At 48.9% G+C, this 6,954-nt stretch carries 8 protein-coding genes, 2 tRNA genes and 1 other RNA gene; 9 read left to right on the top strand and 2 right to left on the bottom strand.

All coding sequences use genetic code 11. From position 1 onward, the window contains the following. Nucleotides 1-3: 3 nt before the first annotated feature. The 3 genes from RT52_RS14425 (at nucleotide 4) to RT52_RS14415 (ending at nucleotide 1,374) form a co-directional block, all read left to right on the top strand. A tRNA-Ser gene (locus RT52_RS14425) sits at nucleotides 4-94 on the top strand. A gap of 29 nt (nucleotides 95-123) precedes the next feature. Continuing rightward, a tRNA-Ser gene (locus RT52_RS14420) sits at nucleotides 124-213 on the top strand. A gap of 165 nt (nucleotides 214-378) precedes the next feature. Next, nucleotides 379-1,374: a hypothetical protein gene (locus tag RT52_RS14415; RefSeq protein WP_034818074.1), complete on the top strand. Its 996-nt coding sequence runs from the start codon at nucleotides 379-381 to the stop codon at nucleotides 1,372-1,374. A gap of 39 nt (nucleotides 1,375-1,413) precedes the next feature. Here RT52_RS14415 and RT52_RS14410 read toward each other — a convergent pair whose 3' ends face one another. After that, nucleotides 1,414-2,085, bottom strand: a complete 672-nt coding sequence (locus RT52_RS14410; protein ID WP_034804458.1) for a deoxynucleoside kinase — start codon at nucleotides 2,083-2,085, stop codon at nucleotides 1,414-1,416. Further along, complete coding sequence (locus tag RT52_RS14405) at nucleotides 2,082-2,717, bottom strand: deoxynucleoside kinase (protein WP_034818073.1); 636 nt, start codon at nucleotides 2,715-2,717, stop codon at nucleotides 2,082-2,084. The genes RT52_RS14410 and RT52_RS14405 overlap by 4 nt, the downstream gene beginning before the upstream one ends. A 121-nt stretch (nucleotides 2,718-2,838) precedes the next feature. Here RT52_RS14405 and tadA point away from each other — a divergent pair, with 121 nt between their 5' ends. From tadA to RT52_RS14380, 6 genes are all read left to right on the top strand, one after another. Then, nucleotides 2,839-3,339, top strand: coding sequence for a tRNA adenosine(34) deaminase TadA (gene tadA, locus RT52_RS14400; RefSeq protein WP_034818072.1), 501 nt, complete (start codon nucleotides 2,839-2,841; stop codon nucleotides 3,337-3,339). Between the two features lie 53 nt (nucleotides 3,340-3,392). Beyond that, nucleotides 3,393-3,661: signal recognition particle sRNA large type (ffs, locus tag RT52_RS16265), an RNA gene on the top strand. Nucleotides 3,662-3,754: 93 nt separating this feature from the next. Continuing rightward, the gene (dnaX, locus tag RT52_RS14395) at nucleotides 3,755-5,434 is read left to right on the top strand and encodes a DNA polymerase III subunit gamma/tau (RefSeq protein ID WP_034818071.1); all 1,680 of its coding nucleotides are present in this window, start codon (nucleotides 3,755-3,757) and stop codon (nucleotides 5,432-5,434) included. Nucleotides 5,435-5,451: 17 nt separating this feature from the next. Further along, the gene (locus tag RT52_RS14390; protein WP_034804445.1) at nucleotides 5,452-5,769 is read left to right on the top strand and encodes a YbaB/EbfC family nucleoid-associated protein; all 318 of its coding nucleotides are present in this window, start codon (nucleotides 5,452-5,454) and stop codon (nucleotides 5,767-5,769) included. Nucleotides 5,770-5,791: 22 nt separating this feature from the next. Continuing rightward, the gene (recR, locus tag RT52_RS14385; protein WP_034804443.1) at nucleotides 5,792-6,391 is read left to right on the top strand and encodes a recombination mediator RecR; all 600 of its coding nucleotides are present in this window, start codon (nucleotides 5,792-5,794) and stop codon (nucleotides 6,389-6,391) included. Next, a complete protein-coding gene (locus RT52_RS14380) occupies nucleotides 6,388-6,612 on the top strand; it encodes a YaaL family protein (RefSeq protein ID WP_034804441.1) in 225 nt (74 codons plus the stop codon). The genes recR and RT52_RS14380 overlap by 4 nt, the downstream gene beginning before the upstream one ends. Nucleotides 6,613-6,954 lie beyond the last annotated feature (342 nt).

The following is a 6,954-nucleotide window of genomic DNA, read 5'->3' as shown; positions in this document are numbered from 1 at the left end:
TTTGGAGGTGTACCCAAGTGGTTTAAGGGAACGGTCTTGAAAACCGTCAGGGGTGTAATAGCCTGCGTGGGTTCGAATCCCACCACCTCCTCCACTTTCTTTTTTTTACACTTTTTTAAGCCTGGAGTTGTACCCAAGTCCGGCTGAAGGGGACGGACTCGAAATCCGTTAGGAGTCGCAAGGCTCGCGTGGGTTCGAATCCCACCAACTCCGCTTGATTGGGCATCTGCATGGGCAGATGCGTTTTTTTATGGTCGTAGACTCCGGTCTGCGGCTTTTTTTTGTGGCAAAGTGGCGAACAACGGCTAGTCTCATAGGAAAGCGGGAATTCTAATCGTATAGAGTTTGTGCGGATTCATGAGAAAGAAGGTGAACGTCATGGATTGGGTCGAGCTATATGTCGAGGAGGTCGTCAAGCATGTTCCGGCGGGGAGACGTGACGAGCTGGCCGAATCGTTGCGCCATGAGATTGAAGCGAAGTTGCCGGCGGATGCGATGGAAGTGGAAGTGAAACGTGTATTGGATGAAATGGGACATCCTGCGGTCGTGGCAGCGCGCGTCCATAAAGGGCAATATGTCATCGGACCGACGCTGTTCCCTTTCTACGTCTCGATCTTGAAGCTCGTCGTACCGATTGTGCTAGCAGTCGTCTTTGCAGGTCTCGTGCTAGCGAGCATTCCAACGTTTTCAGGTCCGGTCCTTCCGACGCTCGGTACGTTTTTGACGAACGTGTGGGACGCGTTATGGAACGTCGGTATTCAACTGATCTTTTGGATTACACTCGTGTTCTTTTTAATCGAGCGTTATGGAGGCGAAGATGTGAAAACGCCGAAGATGAAGTGGGATGTGAATACACTTCGGGAACGGGAGCGCGGCGGACGGATCAGCAAGTGGGATGCTGGGATCGGGTTGTTTTTTACGGCGGTCTGGTTCGGTGTGTACGTCAACGCGGAGCGGTTGATTGGCATCTATGAATCGACGACGACAGGCTTCACGATGGTGACGCCCGTGTTCAACCAAACGTTTCTTTTTGACGTGATTGGATTATTCCTCGTCATCGTGTTGCTTCAAGTCGGGCTCGGGTTGTGGAAATGGGTGAAAGGCCGTTGGTCATATGCGCTTGCATCGTATAACTTGATGTACAACATCGCGTCGGCGACGTTCATCATCTGGATGGCGAGTTCACCGCGATTGTTCGATGCACGATTCCTCGCCTGGATCGAAGCGAACGTGCCGGCCGGTGTCTCGTTCAATTGGGTGTTCGGTATAGTCGTCGCCATCACGATTTTGGCGGCCGTGTTCGATTCCATCGACGGGTTCCGGAAGGCACGGAAGACGCCGCGGCACGATAAGCGGGCGATTGCCCACATATAAAAAAGGTGCGCCGCGTAAATGAGCGACGCACCTTCTTACTTATCTGACTTTCGCTTCACGTGCGATCGTCAATTGTTTTTCAATCTTCTCAAGGATGAGTTCGACCGAATCTGGATCGTTAATCAAATCGTATTCTTCGATTGAAAGACGAAGCACCGGGCAAAGGTTAAAGTTGTTGATCCACTCGGTGTAACGTTCGTACATCTCTTCCCAATACGAGATTGGGGTCTGTTGTTCCATCTCACGCCCACGCATTTGGATGCGGTCGAGCACTTGCTCGAACGAGCCTTCTAGATAGATGAGCAAATCTGGGTGCGGGAAGAACGGTGTGAGCACCATCGCTTCGAATAGACTCGAGTATGTCTCGTAGTCTGTCGGTGACATCGTACCTTTCTCGTAATGCATCTTCGCAAAGATGCCCGTATCCTCATAAATCGAACGGTCTTGGATGAAGCCACCGCCATATTGGAAGATTTTCTTTTGCTCTTTAAAACGTTCGGCCAAGAAGTAGATTTGAAGATGGAAGCTCCAACGTTCGAAATCGTGATAGAATTTATCGAGGTACGGGTTCGTGTCTACTTTCTCGAGTGACGTCCGGAAGTTTAAGGCGTCCGCGAGCGAGTTCGTGATCGTCGATTTACCGATTCCGACCATGCCGCCGATTGTGATAATCGTGTCATTCGGAATGTTATACTTTTCATTCAGCGTCATTTTGCTTGTGCTCCTTTAGTCAATTCTAATTCGCGTTCAATCGTAGTGAGGACGTGCTTCAAATCATCCGGGTTTTGGACGAAGTCGAGCTCGTCGCCGCTAAACGATAGAATCGTCACTTCGGGGTGGGTCGCGCGATACGATTCGACGAACGTCTCGTAATCACGAGCGAGTTGTTCGAGGTAGTCACGCGACATATTCTCTTCTACTTCACGTCCACGCAAGGCGACACGTTTCATGAGCGTCTCGATGCTAGCGTGCAAGTAGATGACGACATCAGGTTTCGGCATATCATGGGTCAAAATCTTATAGATTTGCTCGTACTTGTTCAAGTGAGCCGGTCGTAGGGAACGGTGGGCAAAAATCAAGTTCTTGAAAATATGATAGTCTGAAACGACGGATTGCTGTTGACTCAAGTGGTGTTTGTGGATATCGTCTAATTGTTTGAAGCGATTGCACAAGAAGAACATTTCCGTTTGGAAACTCCATTCTTCGATATCTTCATAAAACTTGCCGAGAAATGGGTTCTCTTCTACAATTTCATTCAGCATTTGCATTGAAAAGTGCTGACTGATGATATGGGCCAGTGACGTTTTCCCGACACCAATCGGTCCCTCTACCGTTATAAACATATGATGTCATCCTCCATTATCCAAAGTGCAAGTTCCATTCTAGCATACAATGGATGGGATAGGGCGAGCGAAATGATTTTCATTTTTTTTCATAATAAGTGATGCGAAACGGAGTGTGAATATGGAACGTGATGAACGATTTATGCGGCTCGCTATAGAAGAAGCAAAGAAGGCGGAAGCGATCGGCGAAGTCCCGATCGGATGCGTCATCGTCAAAGGTGATGAAGTGATTGCGACGGGTCATAATCGTCGAGAAACGGACTTGTTGGCAGCGGCTCACGCGGAAATGATTGCAATCGAGGCGGCGAACGAAACGCTTCAAAATTGGCGGCTTGAAGACTGCGAGTTGTATGTGACGTTAGAACCGTGCCCGATGTGCGCGGGTGCCATTGTTCTCTCGCGTGTGAAACGGGTCATCTTCGGAGCGCATGATCCAAAGGGCGGCTGTTGTGGGACGCTCATGAACCTCGTGCAAGATGAACGGTTCAATCACCAGGCCGAGGTGACTGAAAAAGTTTTAGCAGAAGAATGTGGCGCGCTCTTGACGGATTTCTTTCGTGACCTTCGTCAAAGGAAGAAGCTAGCTCGGCTTGAACAGAGAGGTTGCAACCCTCTAAATTAAACAGTATAATGTAATAGCACTCAACGAAGTGCTTAACTTCATTTACCCATTTGCCGTGCTAGGCGGGGAGGTAGCGGTGCCCTGTAACTCGCAATCCGCTATAGCGAGACTGAATTCCGATTCGAGGGAGTGCATTGGTGTGGCCTGTCCTCGTGTAAGTGGCGTTGACGTCTGAGTCCTGCGCAACGGTCACCCATGAACCAGGTCAGGTCCGGAAGGAAGCAGCCTTAAGTGGTGACGTACCGTGTGCCGCAGGGGTGCTTGGGCCGAGCAAACTGCATGAGTAACGCACATTGACGTGCTTTCAGAAATCGGTGCGCGGCAGATTTATTTAATAACTTTAATCTACGGCCCCAGGGTTGTAGATTTTTTTGTATGATGAAATAGAGACAGATGAGAGAAAGGAGGCGGAGACATGGCGTATCAAGCATTGTATCGGGTCTATCGTCCGCAGTCGTTCCAAGAGGTGGTCGGCCAAGTTCATATTACACGTACGATTCAAAACGCATTGCTCGAGGAGCGGGTATCCCATGCGTACTTGTTCTCTGGTCCAAGAGGGACGGGGAAGACGAGTCTTGCTAAAATCATCGCGAAAGCAATCAACTGTGAGACGGCCCCGACGAGAGAACCGTGTAACACATGCCCGACATGTATCGCCATCACGGAAGGGACGAGCCCGGACGTGTTCGAAATTGACGCCGCGTCAAATAACGGGGTCGACGAGATTCGCGAGATTCGCGATAAAGTGAAATATCCGCCTTCGCAAGCGCGTTTCAAAGTATACATCATCGATGAGGTGCACATGCTGTCGACCGGTGCGTTCAACGCGTTGTTGAAAACGTTAGAAGAACCGCCGCCGCATGCCATCTTTATTTTGGCGACGACGGAACCACACAAAATTCCGGCGACGATTATCTCGCGCTGCCAGCGCTTTGACGTGAAGCGCCATGAGGTCGGCCAGTTGCAGACGCGAATGGCCTATATTTTAAACGACCAAGAATATGAGTATGATCCGGAAGCGCTCAAACTGATCGCCCGTGCGGCCGATGGTGGTATGCGCGATGCATTGAGTTTGTTGGACCAAGCTCTTGCGTTCAGTGACGACCGTTTGACAGAAGATGCGGTCCTAGAAGTGACAGGAGCCGTGACTGATGATGCGTTGCTCGAGATGGCTTACGGCTTACAACAAAAACAACTTGACCGCATTCTTAGCACACTAGAGACGATGTTGCGCGACGGGAAAGACTTGAAGCGTTTCGTTGAAGATCTCGTCTTCATTCATCGTGACGCGCTACTCTTAAAAGCTTCCCCTCAAGCCGTCGATTTACTTGAGCGGGCCCGGCCGAACGAACAGTTCCGTGCCTTCGTCGAGGCGACGACGACGGACGCGTTGTTTCAAGTCATCGAAGAGCTAAACGAGTGTCAGCAACAGATGCGTTTGTCGAACCATCCGAAAGTACTCGTTGAATTGACATTTATCCGGATTGCGGAGCAAGGTCGGACGATGAGCGAGCAGATGCAACAGTTGCAAGACCAGGTCCGTGAACTGAGTAAAGAGTTGAGCGAAGTGAAAAAGAACGGCGTGGCGATAGCGGACGCGCCTGCCGACAAACCGAAAGTTGTCAAACGGACCCAAATTCGTGTACCAAAAGAACGGATCCGTCAACTCCTGCAGCGGGCGGAACGTCAACATTTGAACGCGATTCGAGATAGTTGGGAAGATATCATGGGGAACATTCGAACTGTCGATGGCCCGATCTTTGCGTTGTTCTATGAGAGCGAGGCTGTCCTTTGTGCAAGCGACACCTTACTGGTACAATTTAAAGATGGGATGACATGGCACTATGAACAAGTCAGTTCAAACGGCCGCACCCGTGACGTAATCGAGCAGGCGCTGTTTGAAGTGACGGGAATTCGTCGAGAGATCATGGCTGTACTTGAAACGGATTGGGTTGAGTTAAAAAACGAGTTCATCCTTCAAAAACAGGCGGAGCGAACGGACTCTAAAGAAGAGACGAAGCCGGCGGAAGAAGATCCGCTTGTCGCACAGGCGTTCGAACGTTTCGGTGATGTCGTCGAAATCGAAGAGGTTTAACAAAGGAGGCGCTTTATATGCGTGGAATGGGAAACATGAACAATATGATGAAACAGATGCAGAAAATGCAAAAAGACATGGCGAAAGCTCAAGAAGAGCTGAAAGACATGACGGTTGAAGGGACGGCAGGTGGCGGCATGGTCAAAGTCATCGTCAGTGGCCACAAAGAAGTGCTAGACGTCATCATCGCGGAAGATGCGGTCGACCCGGATGATGTTGAAATGTTGCAAGATCTTGTGCTCGCAGCGGTGAACGACGCAATGAAACAAGCGGATCAACTTGTAAACGATAAGATGGGACGTTTCACACAAGGGATGAACCTCCCAGGCTTTTAAGTGAAGAAAGGAAAGATGCGAGTTGCAATACCCTGAAGCGATTGGGCGGTTGATTGAGAGTTTTACAAAATTACCAGGCATTGGTCCGAAAACGGCCATTCGACTGGCCTTTCATGTGTTAGACATGGAGGAGGACGATGTGCTGACATTTGCTAAGTCTCTTGTCAGCGCCAAACGCGATATCAAGTATTGTACCGTCTGTGGACACATCACGGACGTAGACCCATGTTCAATTTGCACCGATTCGCATCGAGACGAAACGGTTGTCTGTGTCGTTCAGGATTCAAGAGACGTGATTGCGATGGAAAAGATGCGAGAGTATCGTGGGAAGTACCATGTGCTTCATGGTGCCATCAGTCCAATGGAAGGGATTGGTCCAGAAGACATTAACGTATCTAGTCTATTGACACGTCTGCAAGAGCACGAACAAATTACGGAAGTCATTTTAGCGACGAATCCGAATATCGAAGGGGAAGCGACTTCGATGTACTTGTCTCGTCTATTGAAACCAACCGGTATTCGTGTGACGCGGCTCGCTCACGGTCTTCCGGTCGGAGGGGATTTAGAGTACGCGGACGAAGTCACGCTGTCTCGTGCGATGGAAGGTCGAAGAGAACTATGAGGTGGTTTCGAAAGTCGCTACGAACGGAGTATGATCAACGATTTCTAGAAGAGTTGTTGGATGCGAAGGCGAAATTCGAAGCGAAGCGTTATATGCTAGATGTAAGTATTGAAGATACGGGAGAGTTAGCAGCGCAAGTCAAACAAGCTGAGATGCTCTATTTCTTTTACTTGAAAGAAGCGAAACGACGTAACGTCTCGTTATCTAGTTTACGTTCTTGAGAGCGAGGCGAGGTCCTCGCTCTCTTTTTTGCGTATTGTGCTTGTTCGAGAAAAGGAGAAAGACGGGGTTGAAAAATAAACTAATGAATCTTCAGTTAATATAGAGGGTAGTGAATTGAGGCTATATAATGAAGGAAAGAAATCAATAACGTGTGAGATGTAAGAAGAACTATAAAAAAGATAAAGTTTTTCTAGAAAAGTTATTGCGTGTTGTTAATTTTACTGATATATTAATAGACGTCGCCGAGAGCGAATGAAAAAATGTTTTAAAAAGTTGTTGACCTTTTGTTGATAACTTGATAAGATATTTAAGTCGCCAAGAGCGGCAGACGAACTTTGAAA

It is taken from the genome of Exiguobacterium alkaliphilum 12/1 (assembly GCF_000714435.1).
In the GTDB taxonomy this organism is placed as follows: domain Bacteria; phylum Bacillota; class Bacilli; order Exiguobacteriales; family Exiguobacteriaceae; genus Exiguobacterium; species Exiguobacterium alkaliphilum.
Note: the sequence above shows the minus strand (reverse complement) of the source record. Positions and strands in the feature narration are given on the sequence as shown.